This is a genomic window from Marinitoga hydrogenitolerans DSM 16785, from assembly GCF_900129175.1.
GTDB classification, from domain to species: Bacteria; Thermotogota; Thermotogae; order Petrotogales; family Petrotogaceae; genus Marinitoga; species Marinitoga hydrogenitolerans.
The window spans coordinates 1-21,620 of the sequence record NZ_FQUI01000030.1; the positions used below are offsets into that span (position 1 = coordinate 1).

A 21,620-nucleotide genomic window follows, 5' to 3' on the forward strand; every position below is an offset into this window, starting at 1 on the left:
TAAAAGCATATTCATTAATTCTGGAATTAAAAAAAATATTTGATTATAAAAAACCAGCATATGCATCAAAATTCTTTAAAAAATGGTATGACAAAGCGTTAAAATCAAATATACCAGAAATGAAAAAAGCAGCTAAGAGTTTATATAAACATATAAATGGTATTCTTATGCATTTAAAAACAGGATTAACCAATGCTAAAATTGAAGGCATGAATTCAAAACTTAGAACTTTTACCAAAAGAGCTTATGGTTTTAAGTCTTTTAAATATTTATCCATTACTATTTTTTTGGCTTTAGGTAAATTGCCTTTTTCCTAATTACCCACTCTTTTCGTGGGAGAACCCTAAAACCATAGAACTTACATAATTAATTTTTTCTTCATCTATTAATCCTAATAATTTTTTTTCATGTTCATTTTCATCTTTTATAATATCTTCAAATTCTGGAACATATTTTTTTACTTCTTCATAATTAACCTGAGCTTTTTCTTCTCCTTTTTCCATAGCATTTAAAGCAAAAGTTAAACCAAATATGTATGATAACAACACATACCAGAAAATAAAGAATTTATTTGGTTCTACATCGATTTTAGTATATTTTTTCATTAAATTATAATGTTTATATTCATCTTTTCCTATCTCATCTAAAACTGCGCCATTTTTACCTTTTATTCTTTTTGCAAGTTTTGTATAAACATGATATTCTGTAATCTCATTTTTCTGAAATTCAATTAATTGTTTCTTGATTTTTTCATCCATTTTTTCACCTCTCTATGTTTTATAATCAAAATCAACAGTGATTTCTGGAAAATTGGTATCAATAATTTCAACATATTCTGGGTGTTTTTTTATTATTTGTTTTATTCCAGCATCTCCTTTTAATTTGAGTATATCATTAAATAAATCTTTTTTAATTAATGTTGGAAAACCTTTTTTTCCATTATAATAGGGAGCAATAATAAATTTTTCTGTTTTTTTAGAAATAATTTGTTCAATTATTTCTTTTGGAATTAATGGCATATCTCCTAAAAATATTAACACATTGTCATAACTATTGTCTAAAGCATAATTTATGGCTATTTTAACAGAAGAAGAAATTCCAGATTTATAATCTGGATTTTCTATTATTTTATAGTTATTATAATGAAAAATATCTTTAAATTCTTTCCATTTTTCATTGACAATTATTAATTTATCAAATTCAAAATTATTTAATAAGTCAATGGTCCATTGTAATAGCGGTTTTTCATTATATTTAAATAAAAGCTTATTGCCTTTAAATCTACTTGAAAGGCCTGCAGCAAGTATAACCCCCAATATTTTCATTTTTTTTCTCACCTCATATGATGTATAATATATGTTAAGATTATATCACAAAAAAGGAGGCAGTATATGAATAGATATATTGTTTTAATATTTTTTACATTATTATTAACAATTTCTTTTTCAAGAACCATAAATATATGGTTTGAATATGAAGGAGGAGATCAATTAAAGGCTATTGTCAAAGAATTTGAAAAAGAAAATCCAAGTATTAGTATTAATATTATACAACAAAAAAAGATTCCTGATAAACTTTTTACAGTATTTAGAGGAAATGGAGATATCCCAGATATTATTTTAATCAAAAATGATGATATTGGTAAATTAATCGATGCAGGTTTAATAGAAAATGTTGATGATATAAAAAATCAAATTGAAAAAAATCTCATTCAAAATACTTTTGATGGATTTAAAATAGAAAAGAGTGGCAAAGAACATTATTATGGAGTACCTTTTTATTTTGATACACAGGTTTTATATTATAACAATAAAATATTTAACGAGGCAGGAGTTTCTTTAGATGATATATATTCATTTGAAGATTTATTATTAGCCTCTCAGGTTATTGAAGAATATACAAAAGGTAAGGTTTTAGGATTTGCATGGGGAGCAAACTCACCATATTGGTTTCCACCTTTTCAATGGGCTTTTGGAAAGGAAAATTTAATAGAAAATGGAAGAATTATTATAAATGATCAAGAAACATTAGATGCTGTTAAATATATATATAAAGCAATAATTAAAGAAAATGCTTATTGGATAGAAAGACAAGGATTAATTGCAGGATTTAAAAGTGGAAAAATAGCTTCAATGTTTTTTGGAACATTTATGATACCAGATTTTATAAAATCTGGTATGAATTTTAAGATTTTGCCTTTGCCATATATAAAAGAAGCAGAAAATTATATGGCTTCAATATTGGATTACAAAGGTTTTAGTATAGTTAAAGGTAAAAAGACAAAAGATGTTGAGAAACTGATTGAATTTATTCTTTCAAAAGAAGCACAAATAGATTTTTGTAAAGGTTTATACAAGTTCCCTGTTAATAAAAGTGCATTTGACGAATTAAAGGATAAAGATGAGTATTTTAAAGTAGTATATGAATCAGCGAAAAGAGGAAAGACAATGCCAAATTCATCTTATTTTAAATCTAAGTATTGGCAAGGCATTAGGACAATGATGACATTAATTTTAAATCAAAAAGAAGGTTTTAATAACGAAATCATAGAAAAAACACAGAGGTTTATGGATGAAAAATAAAAATATTATACTTATTTTGCCATCTTTTATTCTTATTTTGTTTGTTTTGATTATTCCCATGTTTTCAATGTTAAAAACATCTTTATATATTTCTCCTTTTGGAGAAAATGGTGATTTTATTGGATTTAAAAATTATATAAGAGTTTTAGATGATTCAGGTATGTCTATGGCAGTAAAAATAAGTTTTATATGGTCATCTTTAATATCTTCCTTGATGATAATATTAGGGATAGTTATTGCATATTTGATAGAAAATAAGCAAAAAAATAAAAAAATATTATTTTCTTTGATAATGATACCTTGGATTATACCTTCATATATGGGTGTATTAATATGGAGGTCGCTAATTTACGGTTATGGAACAGATTCTATAATAAAAAACATATTTCATTTAAATACAGATATATTTACAAATGTTTTATCGGGATTTGGATGGGGAGTTTTTGTTAGTATTTGGCTTGAGTTACCTATCGTAGTAATGGTTTTGATAGCAGCATTTCAGGAAGTTCCAAAAGAGTTGCAATTGGCAGCAAAGATTGATGGAGCAAATTCATTAAATACATTAGTAAATATCAATATTCCATATATAAAACCAACAATAATTACATGGTTCTTAATCACTTTCGCAAATCATTTTAAGGATTTTACAGTACCTTTTCTTTTAACAGCAGGAGGCCCACCTTTATTTGAAGGATTTACCAGTCATAGTATAGTTGGAATTACAACAACAATGGGAATATTTAATTATTTTATATCCAATACTCAATATGATTTTGGCATTATTTCTGCATATAGTGTAGTTTCTGCTGTTTTTGTAATGCTTATTGCTTTTATTTTTCTTACAAGAAGAACATTGTCATTAAAAAAATTTATTACATTTGTTATAGCAATAAAGGTTTTATCATATATATTTAATCCGAATATTTCATTATTGATTTCCGGGTTATTATATTTAATTCTTTTGAGAAAAAGGAATTTATTTGGTATAGTAGTACTTTTTGATTTTTTAATTATGATTTTTAATATTAAATATAATGGTTTCTGGAATGGTTTTGATTTTATACCTATAATTTCATTAATATGGCTTATATTTAAAGAAAAAACACCTGTAATTCCCCAAATTAACAAATTAAATTCGTTAAAATATATGAAATATGTATTTTTCGCTGTTTTTCTTCTAATAATATTATTACCAGTATATAACATTATAAATATTTCATTCTCAGGGACAAATAATATTATAATGACACTATTTCCAGAAAAGATAACTATAGATAATTATGTTAAAATATTTTCTGATTTACATATTGAACAAAATTTAAAGAATACAATAATAATAGCATTATTAACCGCTATAATGGTTCCGGTTATATCGTATCCTTTGGCTATGTATATATCAAAAAAGACTCTTAGATGGGTATTGCCTGTACTTATATTTTTAGATTTTTTAGGTGGAGTCCATTCAATTATCGCATTATTTATGGTATTTAAGAAATTGAATTTATTAAATTCATTATTTGGTGTATCTTTGGTTTATACAACACATACATTACCAATGGCGACGTTTTTAATAAAAGGTTATATCGATAAAATACCAAAAGAAATAGAAGAAACAGCGATACTAGATACCACAAAAATAAAATCATATTTTTATATAATCTTTCCATTAACAATTCCTGCAATTCTTGTATCTTCATTGATTGGATTTATGAAAGGATGGAATGGATTTATACCTTCTTTAATGCTTTTAAGTAAAGATTCATTATATCCACTTTCAGTGAAATTATATACTCTTATAGGAGAACCAGGAACATCATATCCCAGATGGGATCTTTTTTCAGCAGCATCAATATTAAATATTTTATTCTTAGGAATTATATTTATAATGATAAGAAAACCATTAATGAATGGTGTGTTAAAGAACAGTTATTGATTAGGGAGGGATAGAATGAAAATAAAGGATATTATTCCTGTGGCACTTGGAAATGAAAAACCAGATGTTTTATTAAAAAATGCAAGATTAGTAAATGTTTTTACTGGAGAAATAGAAGAAACAAATGTTGCTTTATTTAGAAAAAGAATAGCAGGTATAGGTGATTATGATGATGGAAAAGAAATAATAGATTTAGAAGGTATGTATTTATTACCGGGATTTATCAATGCTCATTTGCATATAGAAAGTTCTATGCTATCACCAAGACAATTTGCAAAAGCTGTTTTATTAAGAGGTACAACCACAGTAATTGCAGACCCTCATGAAATTTCTAATGTTTTAGGATTAGATGGTTTAGAATATATGATAAAATCCACTGAAGGAATACCGTTAAATGTATATATAGCTATTCCTTCAGCAGTTCCAGCAACAAGTATGGAAACATCTGGTGCAAGACTTGGTCCGGAAGATATGGTTGGGTTTGTAGATTCTTATCCAAATAGGATAATAGCATTAGGAGAAGTAATGAATTTTCCAGGGGTTATTAATAGAGATTCTGAATTGTTAACAAAAATAGAAATTCTCAGGCATATGTATAAAAAAATAGATGGACATGCTCCGGGAGTTACAGGTAAAGAATTAAACGCATATATTGATGCGTTTATCAGGTCTGATCATGAATGTACAACAAAGGAAGAAGCGTTAGAAAAAATTAGTAAGGGTATGCAAGTATTTATAAGAGAAGGAACAGCAGCAAAAAATCTAGATGCTTTAATTGATGCTGTGAATGTTATGAATCATCACAGTTTTTCTTTTTGTACAGATGATAGAGAACCTCTTGATATATTAAAAGATGGTGATATAGATTATCTTGTTAGAAGAAGTATAGAAAAAGGAATAGATCCAATAATTGCAATTAGAATGGCAACAATAAATACAGCGAGATATTATAATTTGAGAAGTATGGGGGCGGTTTCTCCTGGTTATAAAGCAGACATGATTGTTGTTGAAGATCTTAAAAAGATGAATATAAAAATGGTATTTAAAGATTCAAAATTAGTGGTAAAAGATGGTAAGTTTATAGAAAAGATGGAAGGTGTATATAATGATATGCCTAAAAAATTTGGTAAAGTTGTATTACCAAAGTTTGCAGCAGAAGATTTAAAAGTAAAAAATAAGGGAGGAAAAATAAGAGTTATTAAAATATATGAAGGTTCATTATTAACTGATGAAATAATTGTTGAACCAAAGGTTGAAAATGGATATGTTGTACCTGATATAGAAAGGGATATTATAAAGATAGCAATTTTTGAAAGACATACAGGAACAAATTTCTCCATAGGTTTTGTTAATGGATTTGGGATAAAAAAAGGTGCAGTAGGAACAAGTGTTGGGCATGATTCGCATAATATAGGCGTTATTGGTGTAAATGATGAAGATATAGAAATAGCTGCTAAGGAAATAAAAAATATGAATGGGGGTATGGTAGTAGTAGAAAGTGGGAAAGTTCTTGCAAAATTGCCACTTCCTATTGCAGGATTAATGGCAGATACAGAATTAGAAGAGGTTGTAGAGAAGTTAGAATTTGTAGAAGAAAAGATGAAAGAATTAGGAGGGATTGATGCAACTTTCATGACATTATCTTTTATGCAATTGGCAGTTATACCAAATTTAAAAATCACCAATAATGGGTTGGTAAATGTTAATAAGCAGGAATATGTGGATTTATTTGTTGATTAGTCATTATTATGGATTTTAAAATTTAAAAATTTTATAGTATAATAAAATTAAAATTGTAATTATTGTAGATTCAGAAAGGGAGGGTTTAATATGAAAAAAATTTTGGTAGTATTATTAATTGCGTTATTATCATTAACGTTATTTGGTAAGGTAAAGGTTGCTTTGTTGATTAATGGGACATTAGGAGATAAATCATTTTTTGATTCTGCTGCAAGAGGTATGAAATGGGCAGAAGAACAATTGGGTGCAGAAACAAAAATTATTGAAATGGGGTATAATCCGGCAGAATGGGAACCAACATTAGAGGATATTTCTGATCTTGGAGAATACGATATAATTATTGTTGGAACATGGCAAATGGTTGAATTATTACAAAGAATAGCGCCATTATATCCAGATCAAAAATATGTAATTTTTGATGATGCAGTTGACTATTCACAAGGAAATTTAGATAATGTTTATTCAATAACTTATAAACAAAATGAAGGATCTTTTTTAGCAGGCGCATTGGCAGCATTAGTATCTAATTCAAAGAAATTCAAATATTCAGTTCCTGAAAAACATATTATAGGGTTTTTAGGAGGTATGGATATTCCTGTTATTAATGATTTCTTAGTTGGTTATATTGAAGGGGCAAAATACGTAGATCCTGACATAAAAGTTTTAGTTTCATATGTTGGAGCATGGAATGATCCAGCAAAAGGTAAGGAATTTACATTATCTATGTACAGACAAGGTGCAGATGTTGTATTTGCTGTTGCTGGTGAAACAGGAAATGGTGTATTAGCTGCAGCAAAAGAAATGGATAGATGGGCAATAGGTGTTGATTCTGATATGCAATTATTATATGAAGAAAAAGATATGGATATTGTAAAACATACATTAACCTCTATGATGAAAAATGTAGATTTTTCATTATTTAGAGCTATAAAATTATATGAAGAAGGAAAAATGCCATTAGGTAAAGCTGAAGCTCTTGGTTTGAAAGATAAAGGTGTAGGATTAGCTGATAATAAATATTTTGAAGAAGTTATGGAATCGGATCCGTGGGTTTTAGTAAAATTAAAGGATCTTGAATTAGCAATTATTAGAGGGGAAATTGAAGTATCAACAGCATATGGAATGAGCAATGAAGAGTTAAATAAAATTAGAAATTCTGTAAGACCATAATAACAAAAGAAAAATATAATATAAACAGATGGGGGCTGATAAAGCCCCTATGCTTTTAAAGTATAAGAAATCATTATTAAGAAAGGTGAGAGCTGTGAGTGATTTTGTTCTTGAGATGAGAAATATATGGAAAGTTTATCCAAATGGTGTTACAGCAAACAAGGGCGTAAACTTAAGGATAAAAAAAGGTGAAATCCATGCACTTCTTGGAGAAAATGGTGCGGGTAAAAGTACTTTAATGAAAATATTATTTGGTTTTGAAAAGCCCACAGAGGGTGAGATTTATTACAATGGAAAATTGGTACAAATCAATTCACCGTATAGGGCTATTGAACTTGGAATAGGCATGGTTCATCAACATTTTATGCTTGTTCCATCTTTAACTGTTGTAGAAAATGTGGTTCTAGGAATGGAACCAAGAAAAGGATTTTCAATAGATTTAAAAAAATCTATTGAATTTGTTGAAAATGAGATGAACAAATATGGTTTGCCAGTTCCTTTAAATGAAAAAGTAAAGGATATTAGTGTTGGTATGAAACAAAGGGTTGAAATAATAAAAACTCTAGTTAGAGGTGCAGATTTAATTATATTAGATGAACCAACTGCAGTATTAACACCGCAAGAAACTGTTGAACTTTTTAAAGCATTGAAAAATTTAACAGCGGCTGGGAAAACAGTTATTTTTATTACTCATAAATTAAATGAAGTAAAAGAAATTGCGGATAGAATAACAGTTTTAAGAAGAGGTAAAACAATTGGAGAAGCTGAGGTAAAAGATATAACAGAAAAAGATATGTCAAGAATGATGGTTGGTAGAGATGTTGATATAGAAATAGAAAAGGAACCAGCAAAACCAGGGAATATAGTTCTTGAAGCTAAGAATTTGGAATACACGCGTTTTGATGGGGTGAAGATGTTAAAAGGATTGAATTTGAAATTAAGACAGGGTGAGATTTTAGGTATAGCAGGTGTTGAAGGAAACGGACAAACAGAATTGGTAGATATTATTACAGGAATGGATAAGCCGGAAAAAGGTGAAATATTCATTTTTGGTAAAAACATGATGGATGCAGATAATCCTCATGAGTTTAGAAAAACTGGTATGAGTTTTATTCCAGCAGATAGGATGTTATATGGTGTTTCTAAAGAGGATACAATTGAAGAAAACTTAATTAGTGATAGATTTGAAAGAGAACCATTTTCGAATCACGGAGTTTTGGATTATAATGCAATTACAGATAATGCAAGGAAAATGATTCAAGAATTTGATATTAGAACAGATGGTCCAAAAACAGCGGTAAAGATGCTTTCTGGGGGGAATATCCAGAAAGTAGTTGTTGCAAGAGAATTTACGTCGAATTCTAAAATAATTATAGCTGATCAACCAACAAGAGGTATAGATATTGCAGCAGCTGATTTTATTAGAAGACGTCTTGTTAAGGAAAGGGATAATAATGTTGCAGTATTACTTGTATCTTCTGATTTAACCGAATTATTAAGTGTTTCTGATAGAATTTTGGTTATATATCATGGGGAATTTGTAGCACATTTTGAAGATATTTCAAAAATAGATGAAAATATTTTAGGAGAATATATGCTTGGAATAAAGAAAATGTCAAAAGAAGAAATGGGTGATTTAATATGAAATCTATGAAAAAATATGAAATATATAGAACAGCAATAGCTATAGGAATTGCTTTAATATTAGGATATATTTTAATATTAATAACAGTTTTTCCAAAAGGAGATATAGCTTTTGCAGAAAAACTAAAAACCGCATTAAACGATGCAAATGATTCGTTTAAAACATTCTTATTATCTCCAATATTAAAGTATAGAAGAGGATCATGGGTTTTTAATCTAAGGGGCTTTATACAATGGATAAATGAAAGTGTTCCTATTATGATTACTGGTCTTGCTGTTTCCTTAATTTTTACAGCAAAACATTTTAATATCGGTGCTGAAGGACAATTATTTTTAGGAGCAGCAATTGCTACAGGCGCAGCGATTTATTTTCCTTCAATTCCAATAATAACACCAATTATCATAATATTAATAGCCTCTTTGGTTGGTGCAGGGTGGTCTGCTATTCCAGGATATTTAAAATCAAAATGGAATGCATCGGAAGTTGTTACTTCTTTAATGCTTAATTATGTGGCGTTATATATGGGATTGTTTATTATAAAAACATTTTTAAGAGATCCAAATGCCGGGCAATTGGTATCTTTAAAATTTTCTGATTCGGCAACGTTATTTTTATTAAATACGAGATATAGATGGCATAGCGGAATTTTAATCGCTTTAGCAATGAGTTTTATATTATGGTTTGTAATGAAAAAAACGACATGGGGTTATAAGGTAAGATTAATAGGAAATAATAGATATTTTGCACATTATTCCGGTATTAATACACAAAAAACATTTTTCCAGGTTCATTTACTAAGTGGGGCAATAGCAGGTACTGCTGGAATAATAGAACTTTTAGGTTATTATGGGAGATTTGTGTGGTTATATTCTCCAGGGTATGGTTGGGATGGAATTATTATAGCAACGTTGGCAAGAAATAATCCTATATATGTTCCACTTGCAGCATTATTCTTATCGTATATTAGAGTTGGAGCTAAAACAATGGGAAGATATACAAATATACCACCAGAAATGGTTTCTATTTTACAAGCAACAATTATATTATTGGTAACTGCAGAGGCTTTCTTGTCACAGATGAGGCAAAGGGCTATTGAAAAAGAGGCGAAGCAGAGTGAAGAAGCAATTGGTGGTGAGATAAATGGATAATGCAGTATTAAATTCAATATTATCATGGGAGTTTGTTGCAGCTGGAATTAGGGTAACAACACCTGTTTTGTTAGCAGCTTTAGGCGCTTTGGTTGCAGAATTAGCAGGGACACCGAATATTGCTCTTGAAGGAACTATGTTATTTTCTGCATTTGTAGGGGTTATTATAAGTGGGTTTACGCAAAGTTTATGGCTTTCTGTTATAGGTGCATTGATAACAGGTATTATAATGTCTTCTATCCTTGCATATTTTTCTTTAAAGTTAAAAACAGATATAATAATGGCAGCTATAGCTTTAAATATTTTTGCAAGCGGAGGAACAATTTATGCATTATATTTATTAACTGGAGACAAAGGATCATCAGCTTCATTGAAATCATTAGTATTACCAAATATAGATATACCGATTATAAAAAACATACCTATTTTAGGGGATATATTAAGCGGGCATCATATATTAACTTATGTGGCTATAGTATTGGTCTTCTTAATTCAATATATGTTATATAGAACACCACTCGGATTAAGAATAAGGTCTGTTGGTGAGTCACCTGATGCAGCACGTTCTGTTGGTATTTCAGTATTTAAAACTCAATATACAGCATTAATAATTAGTGGTATGTTAGCAAGTTTAGGTGGAGTGTTTTTATCAATGGGATATGTATCCTGGTTTGCAAGAGATATGACATCAGGTAGAGGTTTTATTGCTTTAGCAGCACAGGCCTTAGGGGGTACATCTGCATATGGTGTTGCGCTTGGTTCATTATTATTCGGTTTTTCTGAAGCATTATCATTCTCTTTACAATTTTTGAATATACCATATGAAGTAACACAATCTATGCCTTTTATAATTACAGTAGGAGCATTAGCGTTTTATGCATGGAATAAAGCTAAAAATAGGAAAAATAGGGAATTATAGGAGGAATATTATGAAAAATAAAATCACCTTATTAGGATTGTTTACTGCATTTTTAATAGTTACATCATGGATTAAGATCCCGACACCTTTTGGTATTCCATTTACATTACAGGTTTTTGGAGTTATATTGACTATTTATTTTCTAAAAAAGGATGCCTGGAAAGCAGTATTGATTTATATATTATTAGGCGCTATAGGATTGCCTGTTTTTGCAGGGTTTGGTGGAGGAATTTCTGTGATTTTTGGACCCACTGGAGGATATATAATTGGTTTTTTATTGGCCACATTAGTAGCGTACTTGCCATTTGAGAATATAATTAATGGTTTTTTAGCAATAGCTATTATATATATTTTTGGCATAACAGGATTAATATTTAAACTGGATATATCTTTAATAAAGGCTATAAATATTGGTTTTTTACCTTTTATTTTATTTGATTCTCTAAAAGTTATTTTAGGTTATTATACATACAAACTTACACAAAAATATGAAATAGGAATAATAAAATAATAAAATAATAAAATAATTCTTTTTATAATAAAATACCTCCAAAGTAGGCAGTATAATAAACATTGTGCTGTTCGAAAAGGAGGTTTTTTATTTGGACTTTTAATAAATGAATGGTAGAATAATTTTGAGGTGATAATGTGATTTTAATGATAGATAATTATGATTCTTTCACATATAATCTTGTACATTATTTAAATCTGTTGAATGAAAAAGTGAAAGTTTTCAGGAATGATAAAATTGATATTGAAGATATTGAAAGAATGAATCCAGATATGATTGTGATATCTCCAGGTCCTAAAACGCCAGATGAAGCTGGAATATCACTTGAAATTATAAAACGTTTTAAGAAAAACATACCAATTTTTGGTGTATGTTTAGGTCATCAAACTATAGCACAAAGCTTTGGAGCGAAGATAATAAAAGCTATAGAGCCTGTTCATGGTAAGGTTTATTCAATAAAACATAATTCTAAAGGGATTTTTAAAGGGTTAAAAAATCCTTTGAAGGTTACAAGATATCATTCTCTTATTGTTTCTAAAAGAAATTTTCCAGATGAATTAGAAGTTACTGCAGAGTCTTTTGAAGGAGAAATTATGGCGTTAAAGCATAAAATTTATCCTATAGAAAGCGTTCAGTTTCATCCCGAAGCGATTTTGACAGAACAAGGACTTGATATGTTAAGAAACTTTTTAGCCTATGCAAAAAAATATAAGAAGGAGATAGAATGATAGAAAAAATAGAAACACAATTAAAATTATTAGACATATTTGCCGCACTTAAAAACAGAAAAAATACTGTATTTTTAGATAGTCAAAAAGATAAAAATAGATTAGGAAAATATTCATTTTTAGGATTATATCCATTTTTAATATTTAAAGTAAAAAATAATAAGATTATTATTGAAAAAGATAGAAAAATAAATGAATATTACGCCCAAGATCCTTTTTTAGAATTAAAAAAATTATTAGACCAATATAACGTTGAAAACAATACACACCTTCCTTTTATTGGGGGTGCAATGGGATATATAGGTTATGATAGCAATAAATATTTAGAAGAAATAAAAATAAATTCTATTGATGATGTGAATATATATGATATATATATGGCTTTTTATGATAGTGTAATAATTTATGATCATATGAATGAAGAAATGTTTTTATCAAGTTTGAATATTGAAAAACATGAAAAAATAAAGGGTCTAATTGAAAAAGCGAAGAAGTTTAATTATAAAAAGAAAAATAGATATTTAAATATAAATATTAAATTTAATATGACCAAAGATTATTATTTAAAATCAATAGAAAAGATTAAAGATTACATATATCAAGGGGACGTTTATCAGGTAAATTTTACTCAAAGAATTGAAGTGGATTTGATAAAAAAACCAGAGGAAGTATTTTTTGATTTAAGAGTTATTAATCCAGCACCATTTGCATCATATATAGATACAGGTGAATTTCAAATAATATCCTGTTCTCCAGAAAGATTTATTAGATTAAAAAATAATATCGTGGAAACAAGACCAATTAAAGGTACAAGGCCAAGAGGAAAAAATGAGAAAATAAATGAGTATAATAAAAAAGAACTTTTAAATAGCGCAAAAGATAAAGCAGAATTGTTAATGATTGTAGATCTCGAAAGAAATGATTTGTCAAAAGTCTGTATTCCTGGAACAGTTAAAGTGCCAGAATTATTTGTATTAGAGGAATATGCTACTGTATATCATTTAGTTTCAACAGTGGTGGGCAAGTTAGATAAAAATAATAATGCTATTGATTTAATAAAAGCAACATTTCCAGGCGGATCGATCACAGGAGCTCCTAAAATTAGAGCTATGGAAATTATAGATGAATTAGAACCAACACAAAGAAATATTTATACAGGATCAATAGGTTATATAGGATTTGATAATGTTATGGATTTAAATATAGTCATTAGAACAATTGTTTGTAAAGAGCAAAAAGCTTATGCACAATTTGGTGGAGGAATAGTTTGGGATTCTAATCCTATAGAGGAATATGAAGAATCTTTAACAAAAGGAAAAGCATTAATAGAGGGGCTAAGAATGATATGATTTTTTTTAATGGAAATTTTTATAATGAAAAAATACCATTTAGAGTAAATGAAGGCTTAATGTATGGGCAGGGAGTTTTTGAAACATTAAAAGTAACAGATGGAAAAATAGAATTTTTTAATATGCATTATGAAAGATTATTAGAAGGTTGTAAGATATTGAATATTAATTTTGATTATAGCGAAAAAAAATTATTAAATACCTCAAATGAGGTTATTAATATCAACAAAGATTTTAATGGGAGTTTAAAAATAAATGTTTTAAAAAATAGAAATTCTTATGATATAATCATTTCTTCTAGTGCAAAGAAATATAACAAAAAATTAAAAAATGAAGGATATAAAGTTATATTTGCTGAAAATAGAAGATTTAGTAAAAATATTTTGAATAGAATTAAGTCAAATAATTATTATATAAATATTTTAGAACTGGAAAGAGCAAAAAAATTAAATAAAAATGAAGCAATATTTTTAAATGAAAAAGATGAAATTACCGAGGGAACAGTTTCAAATGTTTTTTTTGTAAAGGATAATGAAATATATACACCTACGCTTAGTTGTGGTTTGTTAAATGGTATTATTAGAAAAATTCTTATTACTGAATTTAATGTTAAAGAGGTTATAATAAAAAAAGAGGATGTATATGAATTTGATTTTGCTTTTTTAACAAACTCTTTAATGAGAATTATGCCGATAAAAATATTTGAAGATATTGAATATAACTTTGATTATAATTATATTCAGGATTTAGAATATAATATTATTAACTTAGGTTTCAAATAGTAAAATAATTGTTGTAGAGGGGTTGAGAAAATGAAGAAAAAGGTAATTTTAGATTGTGATCCAGGACATGATGATGCTGTAGCTATTTTATTAGCAGGTATCGCAAAGGAAATTGAATTATTAGGTGTTATTGCAGTGGCTGGGAATTCATATTTAAGAAATACAGTTAGAAATGCTTTAATTTTAACAGAGATGGCGAATATAAATGTTCCAGTATTTAAAGGTTCTGAAAAACCTTTGTTGAGGAAGCAAATAGTTGCACCGGATATTCATGGAGAAAGTGGTTTAGAAGGCGCTAACCTACCTGAACCGACTAAAAAAGTTGAGAATAAAAATTATTTAGAATTTTTGGCAGAGAATATTTATAGTAATCCAAATGAGATAACATTAGTAGCTGTTGGGCCATTAACAAATATAGCAAAATTTGCTTTAAATTATCCAGATTTAGTACCTTTGGTAAAAGAATTAGTAATTATGGGTGGAGGAATTGAGTTTGGAAATGTTACACCAAGAGCTGAGTTTAATATATATGCAGATCCTGAAGCAGCTCAAATAATTTTTAATGCTGGCTTTAATTTAACAGTATTTCCTTTAGATGTTACACATAAGGCTAAAATATATATAAATGAGATAAAAGAAATGCAAGAGTTTAGTTCTGAAATTGTATCCAAAATGGGTATATTATTAGAATTTTTTCATCAAACATATTATGATGTATTTAAAATAAAAGGAGCTCCTTTACATGATCCTTGCACAATAGCTTATTTAATAAATCCAGAAATTTTTGAATACGAAGAATATTTTGCACAAGTTGAAACGAAAGGTGAATTAACATATGGTGAAACAGTTGTTGATTATTGGCATTTTAATAAACCAAATTCAAAGTGGGCATTAAATGTCAATAGAGAGGAATTTATAAAAATTTTATTTGAGAATTTGAAAAAATACGAATAATATTTAAATATATAATCGTTAAAAAATATTGACTTTTTCGAAATAAAATGGTAAAATAATTTATATATAGGTTGTTAGTTATAAATTATTTTTTTCACAAACAAAGGGGGGAATATTATGAATGAATTAGAAAAATTATTAGAAAGGAAAAAGTTTTTAGAAAATGAAAAAGAAGCTATAAAGAAATATATGGGACCTTATGAACATGATAAAAATCTTGATGAAGAATGGGAAAAAATCAATAAAGAGCTTGAGGAAATTGAAAAAAAATTGAATGAAATGAAGGTAAAAGAAAAATAATAAAAGTTTAAAGACAAGGAGCAATTCGAAATAGCTCCTTGTTTTTTTTATTTGAAATTTAACATAAATAAAAATAAGATAGTATAATAAATATAGTAAAATTATTTAAAACATAAAATTGGGTGGTGTAAAATGTTTGCTGAAAATATTGCTATAGGAAGATATGTTGAAAAAAAATCATTAATGCACTCTTTAGATCCAAGAGCAAAATTAATAGGATTATTTTTTCTTGCAGGATTTGCATTTACAATAAATAGTTTTTATGACGTAGCTTTAATGTCTTTTTACACATTACTTTTAATGCTATTATCAAAGGTTGGGTTAAAAACGTATTGGAAATCTATAAAATCAATGTGGATGTTGATATTGTTTGCTTTTGTTGTGCAATTGTTTAATTATGAAGGGAATGTTATATATCAATTATGGTTTATAAAAATTACAGATACGGGATTATCAAATGCAGCAATTATTACTTTTAGATTGTTTTTCGCAATTATGTTGTCATCTGTTTTAACATTAACAACATCCCCAACATCTCTTGCAAATGCGATGGAAGATGTTTTAATATGGTTTAGAGTAAAAAGATCGTTTGCTCATGAATTATCAATGGTTATGACTATTGCTATAAGATTTATACCAGTAATGGCAAGAGAAGCTGAAAGAATATTTAAAGCTCAAATGAGTCGTGGGGCAAATTTTGATTCAAGAAAGATTTCTGGGAGATTAAAAGGATTAGTTGCTATTATTATCCCCTTACTTGTTTCTGCATTAAGAAGGGCAGATGAGTTGAGTATTGCCATGGAAGCGAGATGTTATAATGGTTGGGAAGGAAGAACAAGGTATAAGCTGTTTAATTGGAGATTTAGAGATACACTCTTTTTTATTTCATTTATTTCATTAGGAATAACGATGATAATAATATAAGCAGTCCTATACTCAGGACTGCTTTTCTCTTAAAGGGGATAAAAAACTTATTAATATTAAGAAAGAAAAAGGTAATAGGTAACTGATAAATAGGTTTTTATCTGCAACTATACCCATTGTCGTTGTTATTAACATAGAACCTATGCCTGTTCCAGCAAAGATAAGACCAGAAATTAAACCAACTTCTCTATGTGATAATTTGTTATTTAAGTATTTTTGTGTAGCAGGGAATATTGGGCCTAAAAATAATCCGTATAAAATAAATAAAAATGGTGATTTTAATATAAAAATTAATAATAAAGAGAACGAAGCAAATAAAGGTATGTATAAAGATGTATTTTTTCCAAAAATATTATATAATTTGTCTGTTATAATTCTTCCAAGTGTAAAAGCTATCCAGAATAATCCTATGAATAAGGCAGAAATATCCTTTGAATAATTGAAGTAGCCTTTAAAAAGATTTGCAGCCCATGTGATACTTCCTATTTCAATTCCCGCATAAATAATCAGCATTATCATACTTATTAAAACAATTCTTTTTCTTAAGGTTATAAGACCTTCTTTTATCGAAAAAGATTTATATTTTATATTTTTAGGAATTTTCTTTATTGTTATATATAAAAACAAGGAAATAAATATTATTAAATAAATGAAGAATAATATTTTGTAATTTATATGATATTTTAGAAATATGGAAACTAATAAAGGACCAATAATTCCACCAAGACCAAAAAAAGCATGAAATAAACCATAATTTTGCATATTTTCTGGTAAATGGTCATACATAGAAGTTGTTACTGAAAATACTTGTCCCAGACCTCCACCTGTTAGAAATAATGCAAGCATTAAACCGTATAAATTTTTTGAAAATATAAAAACTAATAGACTGGATATTTGAAATAAAAAAGCATTGTATAAGCTTTTTCTTAAACCTATCTTTGAAATAATAAAACCAGCAATTGTCGCAAATATTATATTTCCAAGAGTATTTGAAAAAGGTAGAACTGAAGATTGAGAAATTGATATATTAAAAGTTTCTTGAAATGTTGTCATGAGTGGTGATATTGAATTTATGAACAATGCATTAATAAAAATAATTATAAAAATAAAAGTTCTCATAAAAACACCTCATTAATTATTGAAATTTTTTAAAATATAATTCTCCGATGTTTGGATAATAATAATATCTCTTGAATTTGGCTTTGGATATTCAGAAATGCCAAATAGGAAAAATTTATTATCTTGAATAATTATATCTGTAAACATAGTATCTTGATCTTCTATTTGGAATGTTTTTGCCCATAGTAAATTTCCATTTAAATCAAATTTAGTGATTATACCTTTCCTTTTTAAAGTGCTTTTTTCTCGTGTCCATCCAACACAATATATGTAATTTTTGTATAATGTTGATCTTATTAAATTTACATCGTCTGGGAAGGGTATGAGTTTTTCAAAAATTTTAAATCCATTTCCATCAATTTTTGATATGAATGGTTGGAGAGTATCTCTAAAAGATGTTCCTATAATAATATATTCATTTCTTGATAATATTAATAGATCAGAAGCAAAATCATCTTTTGATGTTCCACTTGTTAAATCCCATAATTTTTTACCCAACTCATTTGTTTTTATTATATAATAATCATAACCACCTTTACCAAAGGATTTTGTGCTTCCAAGGAGCAAGAAAGAATATCTGTCAATCCTTTTTAATGAGCTTCCAAATTCAAGATCATAACCTCCAAATTCTCTATACCATATTCTATAACCTTTCGAACTGTATTTTGAAAATTGAATATTTGTTCCCATATTATCCGTTCCTATAGTGCCAAGAGTATATATATACCCATCAGTATTGTCAAAGAATAAATTGTTAATGGAATCTCTTTTTGAACTTCCGTTTGTAATTTCCCAATAAATTTTCCCATTTTCAGACAAAGAGTATAATAACATATCTCCTCTGGGATCTTTTTCAGAAGAAAAGCCGCCAATTATAACTGTTCCATCATTTGTTATATCAATGGATGATCCATATTTATCTTGTGTACTTCCGAAATCCCAGGCTTTTAAGTTAAAAAAATTCGTTAATATTTTTCCATATAAAAGTTTTAAAGTATCCTTTTCAGGGGTAATAGTATAACCTGTAAAATAGATATAATCATTTTTTATTTTAGATTTTAATATCATTTGGTTACCAATTAAATTTATTCTTTTTAAGACAAAATCGAGATTATCAGTGGAAAAAACATACCATTTACTTTCTTTGGTTTGATTTTTATCTTTTGCTATAACTTTCCATATATATTTTGTATTAGGTTCTAATTGTAAATTAATTTTGTTAATAGCAATATTACTAATTTTCTTTGTTTTTATCAATCCGCTGCTGATTTCTTTTAACTGAATTTCATAGGTAACAGTTGTGCTTTCATAATCAGGCAAAACCCACTCTAAAGAGGCATTAAAGTCCTGAATTTTCTCATCAAACTTAGGATTTATTATCACAGGTGTTGGGAGTATAGAAATATTTTTTTCATGGTCAATATATTCCATATTTTTTTGGTTATCAAAAAATAAAGATTCGTTTTTGTTTTTATGGAAAATGTCTTTATCATATATTTCAACGATTTTATAGTATTTACCATCAAATAATGAAAAAATAAAAGTATTATAATCAGTAATTACGATATTTGATGAAAGTTTATCATTTTGGAATTCATGTTTCCATAAAACATTTCCATTTAAATCAATGGCAAGTACTTTTTCACCTATTAAAATGAGTTTATTTTCTGTTATTATTAGATTATTAAACCCAAAAGAAGTTTCTAATATTTTTTTATTTTTTGTTGGTATATTATAGATAATAATTTTTTTATTTTTTACTATATATACATTTTTGCCATATAGAAAAGCATGTTTAAAATCTTCATCTATTTTAAACATTTGACCATTATATAAGAATAAATATAAAATATTTTTAATTTTTAAGAGCATATAATTGTTATTTAAATCAATAATATCTGCAGCTATTTTAAAGTTTTTTAATATTTTTCCAGAATAATCCATTATCGATATTTTGTTTTCAAGGTCAACAACAAATGCATTTTTAAATGTATAAACATCTTTAATTTTTTCATTGAAATTTAAACTTATAATTTTATCTTTCAAGTTATATATATCTAAAGTATTATCAGAATAAAGTAAAATATAATTATTAATCAGTTTTATGTGAGTATATGTTTTGTCAATAGGTATACTTTCTTTATATATTCCATCATTTAATGTATATAATTTTATTTCATTTTTTTGAAGTAAATAAATGTAATTTTCGTTTAAGGCAACATCGAAAAAGGTATCTGTAATTTTATATATTAAATCTTTTTTTTCATTATAAGCTTCAATAGTATCTTGATAAATATTAAAAATAATATTTTTAGAATATAAAATTTCTCTGTTGTTTCCAATAAAAGATACCCATATTAATTCGCCATTTGAAAAATTTCGTGTTTTAAATGACCATACTGGGCTTTCATAGGTTTTATCAGCATCTTTTGCGATGATTTTCCAATAATATGTAGTATTTGGCTTTAATAATTTTATTGGATAAATATTAGTAGGGATATTAGCACGATACAAAGGGGGAGTTGTTTTCTCCCCTAAATATATATCATACATTAATTTTTTATCACTACTTGTAGTCCATTTTAAAATTAATGATGTTGGTGAGATGTTTTCTTGATTGTTTTTCGGATAAACAGAAGTAAAATTTATATTTGAAAATGATATAAATGTTATAAAAAGAAAAATAAATATATTGATAAATTTTTTGATGTTATCACCACACTTTTATTATTTTAAATGATTTTGTTGGTGAATTTATATTTTCAGTAGATATTATAATTTTGAATCCTCTAGATATAGTATTTCCTGCGCGATCTTCAGCTTTAATTTCAATTATACTCTCATTTAAAGGTAATTCAATTTTATCATTTTTTATATAAACCTTTTTTATATATGAATAATTTTTAAATTCATCTATGTTTAATTTTGTAGAGTCTAAAGATTCCATGTATAAAGTACTCTCAACAGTTTTATCTTCGTTGTTTACTATTAATTTAATATCTTTTATTTCAACGTCATCTGTAATTTCAGCAATAACAGTTAAAGTGGTAGATGCGGTTGAATATTTATTAGGTTCGAGAATTTTAATTATAGGAGCTTCTCCTCCAATTTTAATTGATTTTTCATAAATAGTTGTATTAGATGCTCTATCTGTTACAGAAATATATAAATCTAAGGAGTCACCTATTGGATAATCATAAGCATTAAAATCTGTTGAAATTAAAGTAGCATCAATATCATAAGTTCCATCCTTTACAGATTGGGGAGCTGACAAATAATAAATTAAATTATCATTATTTGAAATGCTCAAATTATAATCAGCAATATCAGCGTAACTTTCAACATCAATATCTTTTATATATGCTTGAATATTAAATGTTCCTTCGACAGTATCGTAAATATTTTCAGAAGGTAATAATTTTATTTCTGGTTTTCGCCCTACTTTTAATTCTTTTTTCAGAGAGGTTTTATTACCTATATTATCTTCTGCAGAAATTATAATATTCAATATTTTTCCATCTGGTATATTATCTATTTTATATGGTTCTAAAGAACTTACTTCTATTTCATTTTCGCTTATTCTATCAAATTTTAATGCACTAATTATCTGGTTATCTATAGATATTTCCCAATTTTTTAAATAAATATCATCAGAAATCTTAAATTTCAAATTAAAACTACTATCAATTAAATTTGAAGTTGGTTCAATTAATTGTATTATAGGTTTTTTATCCTCTTTTAGTGTGCAATTTGTGAAAGAAAAAAGAATGATAAAAAACAATATTAAATAAACAACTTTTTTCATATAAAATCCTC

20 protein-coding genes are annotated in these 21,620 nt (G+C 27.1%); 15 read left to right on the forward strand and 5 right to left on the reverse strand.

The window, feature by feature from the left end:
• Window positions 1-317 (forward strand): transposase (locus tag BUA62_RS08125; protein WP_143148350.1); only part of this gene is annotated, 317 nt, incomplete at its 5' end.
• Here BUA62_RS08125 and BUA62_RS08130 read toward each other — a convergent pair.
• Both BUA62_RS08130 and BUA62_RS08135 read right to left on the reverse strand, forming a co-directional pair.
• Window positions 318-758 (reverse strand): ferritin family protein, encoded by a 441-nt coding sequence (locus BUA62_RS08130; RefSeq protein WP_072865301.1) that lies wholly within the window; start codon window positions 756-758, stop codon window positions 318-320.
• A gap of 12 nt (window positions 759-770) precedes the next feature.
• Window positions 771-1,325: a nucleotidyltransferase family protein gene (locus tag BUA62_RS08135; protein ID WP_072865303.1), complete on the reverse strand. Its 555-nt coding sequence runs from the start codon at window positions 1,323-1,325 to the stop codon at window positions 771-773.
• Window positions 1,326-1,391: 66 nt separating this feature from the next.
• Here BUA62_RS08135 and BUA62_RS08140 point away from each other — a divergent pair, with 66 nt between their 5' ends.
• From BUA62_RS08140 to BUA62_RS08205, 14 genes are all read left to right on the forward strand, one after another.
• A complete protein-coding gene (locus BUA62_RS08140; RefSeq protein ID WP_072865304.1) occupies window positions 1,392-2,582 on the forward strand; it encodes a sugar ABC transporter substrate-binding protein in 1,191 nt (396 codons plus the stop codon).
• The gene (locus tag BUA62_RS08145; protein ID WP_072865306.1) at window positions 2,572-4,515 is read left to right on the forward strand and encodes an ABC transporter permease; all 1,944 of its coding nucleotides are present in this window, start codon (window positions 2,572-2,574) and stop codon (window positions 4,513-4,515) included. Before BUA62_RS08140 ends, BUA62_RS08145 begins: the two co-directional genes overlap by 11 nt.
• A gap of 15 nt (window positions 4,516-4,530) precedes the next feature.
• Window positions 4,531-6,255 (forward strand): adenine deaminase, encoded by a 1,725-nt coding sequence (gene ade, locus BUA62_RS08150; RefSeq protein ID WP_072865307.1) that lies wholly within the window; start codon window positions 4,531-4,533, stop codon window positions 6,253-6,255.
• Between the two features lie 90 nt (window positions 6,256-6,345).
• On the forward strand, window positions 6,346-7,425 hold the full coding sequence (locus tag BUA62_RS08155; protein WP_072865312.1) for a BMP family ABC transporter substrate-binding protein: 1,080 nt from the start codon (window positions 6,346-6,348) through the stop codon (window positions 7,423-7,425).
• A 49-nt stretch (window positions 7,426-7,474) separates the two neighbouring features.
• Window positions 7,475-9,070, forward strand: coding sequence for an ABC transporter ATP-binding protein (locus BUA62_RS08160; RefSeq protein WP_234970300.1), 1,596 nt, complete (start codon window positions 7,475-7,477; stop codon window positions 9,068-9,070).
• On the forward strand, window positions 9,067-10,218 hold the full coding sequence (locus tag BUA62_RS08165) for an ABC transporter permease (RefSeq protein WP_072865315.1): 1,152 nt from the start codon (window positions 9,067-9,069) through the stop codon (window positions 10,216-10,218). Before BUA62_RS08160 ends, BUA62_RS08165 begins: the two co-directional genes overlap by 4 nt.
• Window positions 10,211-11,137: an ABC transporter permease gene (locus tag BUA62_RS08170; protein ID WP_072865316.1), complete on the forward strand. Its 927-nt coding sequence runs from the start codon at window positions 10,211-10,213 to the stop codon at window positions 11,135-11,137. The genes BUA62_RS08165 and BUA62_RS08170 overlap by 8 nt, the downstream gene beginning before the upstream one ends.
• A 10-nt stretch (window positions 11,138-11,147) precedes the next feature.
• Window positions 11,148-11,648 (forward strand): biotin transporter BioY, encoded by a 501-nt coding sequence (locus BUA62_RS08175; RefSeq protein ID WP_072865317.1) that lies wholly within the window; start codon window positions 11,148-11,150, stop codon window positions 11,646-11,648.
• Window positions 11,649-11,785: 137 nt separating this feature from the next.
• Window positions 11,786-12,376: an anthranilate synthase component II gene (locus BUA62_RS08180; RefSeq protein ID WP_072865318.1), complete on the forward strand. Its 591-nt coding sequence runs from the start codon at window positions 11,786-11,788 to the stop codon at window positions 12,374-12,376.
• Window positions 12,373-13,725, forward strand: a complete 1,353-nt coding sequence (gene pabB, locus BUA62_RS08185) for an aminodeoxychorismate synthase component I (RefSeq protein WP_072865320.1) — start codon at window positions 12,373-12,375, stop codon at window positions 13,723-13,725. The genes BUA62_RS08180 and pabB overlap by 4 nt, the downstream gene beginning before the upstream one ends.
• Window positions 13,722-14,507 carry an aminotransferase class IV gene (locus BUA62_RS08190; protein WP_072865322.1) on the forward strand — a complete coding sequence of 262 codons (786 nt, stop codon included), beginning with the start codon at window positions 13,722-13,724 and terminating at the stop codon, window positions 14,505-14,507. The genes pabB and BUA62_RS08190 overlap by 4 nt, the downstream gene beginning before the upstream one ends.
• Window positions 14,508-14,537: 30 nt before the next feature.
• A complete protein-coding gene (locus BUA62_RS08195) occupies window positions 14,538-15,461 on the forward strand; it encodes a nucleoside hydrolase (protein ID WP_072865324.1) in 924 nt (307 codons plus the stop codon).
• A gap of 117 nt (window positions 15,462-15,578) precedes the next feature.
• On the forward strand, window positions 15,579-15,761 hold the full coding sequence (locus tag BUA62_RS08200) for a hypothetical protein (RefSeq protein ID WP_072865326.1): 183 nt from the start codon (window positions 15,579-15,581) through the stop codon (window positions 15,759-15,761).
• A 132-nt stretch (window positions 15,762-15,893) separates the two neighbouring features.
• Window positions 15,894-16,685, forward strand: a complete 792-nt coding sequence (locus BUA62_RS08205) for an energy-coupling factor transporter transmembrane component T family protein (RefSeq protein WP_072865327.1) — start codon at window positions 15,894-15,896, stop codon at window positions 16,683-16,685.
• Window positions 16,686-16,697: 12 nt separating this feature from the next.
• On the opposite strand, the gene BUA62_RS08210 is transcribed toward BUA62_RS08205, so the two are convergent.
• From BUA62_RS08210 to BUA62_RS08220, 3 genes are all read right to left on the reverse strand, one after another.
• Window positions 16,698-17,804, reverse strand: coding sequence for an MFS transporter (locus tag BUA62_RS08210; protein ID WP_072865329.1), 1,107 nt, complete (start codon window positions 17,802-17,804; stop codon window positions 16,698-16,700).
• 12 nt (window positions 17,805-17,816) lie between these two features.
• Entirely contained in the window at window positions 17,817-20,318 is a 2,502-nt protein-coding gene (locus BUA62_RS08215) for a hypothetical protein (protein WP_143148351.1), read from the reverse strand.
• Window positions 20,319-20,517: 199 nt separating this feature from the next.
• Window positions 20,518-21,609, reverse strand: coding sequence for a hypothetical protein (locus BUA62_RS08220; protein ID WP_072865332.1), 1,092 nt, complete (start codon window positions 21,607-21,609; stop codon window positions 20,518-20,520).
• Window positions 21,610-21,620 lie beyond the last annotated feature (11 nt).

Bases quoted from the DNA above. Each gene is read 5' to 3' on its own strand.
- ade (WP_072865307.1), top strand. From the start codon at position 4,531: ATGAAAATAAAGGATATTATTCCTGTGGCACTTGGAAATGAAAAACCA.
- BUA62_RS08170 (WP_072865316.1), top strand. From the start codon at position 10,211: ATGGATAATGCAGTATTAAATTCAATATTATCATGGGAGTTTGTTGCA.
- BUA62_RS08210 (WP_072865329.1), bottom strand. From the start codon at position 17,804: ATGAGAACTTTTATTTTTATAATTATTTTTATTAATGCATTGTTCATA.
- BUA62_RS08155 (WP_072865312.1), top strand. From the start codon at position 6,346: ATGAAAAAAATTTTGGTAGTATTATTAATTGCGTTATTATCATTAACG.
- BUA62_RS08190 (WP_072865322.1), top strand. From the start codon at position 13,722: ATGATTTTTTTTAATGGAAATTTTTATAATGAAAAAATACCATTTAGA.
- BUA62_RS08135 (WP_072865303.1), bottom strand. From the start codon at position 1,325: ATGAAAATATTGGGGGTTATACTTGCTGCAGGCCTTTCAAGTAGATTT.
- pabB (WP_072865320.1), top strand. From the start codon at position 12,373: ATGATAGAAAAAATAGAAACACAATTAAAATTATTAGACATATTTGCC.
- BUA62_RS08195 (WP_072865324.1), top strand. From the start codon at position 14,538: ATGAAGAAAAAGGTAATTTTAGATTGTGATCCAGGACATGATGATGCT.
- BUA62_RS08205 (WP_072865327.1), top strand. From the start codon at position 15,894: ATGTTTGCTGAAAATATTGCTATAGGAAGATATGTTGAAAAAAAATCA.
- BUA62_RS08160 (WP_234970300.1), top strand. From the start codon at position 7,475: ATGCTTTTAAAGTATAAGAAATCATTATTAAGAAAGGTGAGAGCTGTG.
- BUA62_RS08140 (WP_072865304.1), top strand. From the start codon at position 1,392: ATGAATAGATATATTGTTTTAATATTTTTTACATTATTATTAACAATT.
- BUA62_RS08200 (WP_072865326.1), top strand. From the start codon at position 15,579: ATGAATGAATTAGAAAAATTATTAGAAAGGAAAAAGTTTTTAGAAAAT.
- BUA62_RS08145 (WP_072865306.1), top strand. From the start codon at position 2,572: ATGAAAAATAAAAATATTATACTTATTTTGCCATCTTTTATTCTTATT.
- BUA62_RS08165 (WP_072865315.1), top strand. From the start codon at position 9,067: ATGAAATCTATGAAAAAATATGAAATATATAGAACAGCAATAGCTATA.
- BUA62_RS08130 (WP_072865301.1), bottom strand. From the start codon at position 758: ATGGATGAAAAAATCAAGAAACAATTAATTGAATTTCAGAAAAATGAG.
- BUA62_RS08175 (WP_072865317.1), top strand. From the start codon at position 11,148: ATGAAAAATAAAATCACCTTATTAGGATTGTTTACTGCATTTTTAATA.
- BUA62_RS08220 (WP_072865332.1), bottom strand. From the start codon at position 21,609: ATGAAAAAAGTTGTTTATTTAATATTGTTTTTTATCATTCTTTTTTCT.